The 511-nt window shown below is 65.6% G+C and carries 1 pseudogene; it reads right to left on the bottom strand.

Features of this window, described 5'->3' with window-relative positions:
- A pseudogene (locus tag AKN84_RS44355) lies at positions 1-313 on the bottom strand (IS21 family transposase); the annotation flags it as partial.
- Positions 314-511: the final 198 nt, after the last annotated feature.

Below are 511 nucleotides of genomic sequence, written 5' to 3' on the forward strand. Positions count from 1 at the left end.
CCAGCGTGCGGCGGATGCCGGCCCCAAGTTCAGGGTGCCGTCGCAAGATCTCCTCGAAGATCGCAACCGGCCGCACGCCGGGGGCGGCCTTCAGCATCGGCACCACCTCGGCCTCAAACACGTCGCCCAAGGGATCCGGCCGGCGACTACCGCGGGCTCCCTTCTTCTGCGATGGGAGCCTTCGATCCTTCTCGAAGCGATACGCGGTCGAGCTACTGAACGACGCCTTGGCGGCGGCCACTGGCGGGGTATCGGTTTGACGGTACTTCATGTAGAGCCTCATCTGGTGATCGGTAATGTGTCGGCCTGGCAAGCGAGTGATTCCTCTTGGCGGAAGAACCACTTGCATAACCAGCCGGCCGCGATCACCAGTCGGCGCGGTCCCCTGTGGATCGCGCCGACGCCGGGCTCGTAACTCCGGTCGGGCTACGCCCTCCCTGCGTCACGAGCCCGGCGAAGCTCTCTCATCCTGATTGACGCTCCGCTTCCATCCTGATTGCCGCGCGGCAGG

This window comes from Bradyrhizobium tropiciagri (assembly GCF_001189845.1).
GTDB classification, from domain to species: domain Bacteria; phylum Pseudomonadota; class Alphaproteobacteria; order Rhizobiales; family Xanthobacteraceae; genus Bradyrhizobium; species Bradyrhizobium tropiciagri.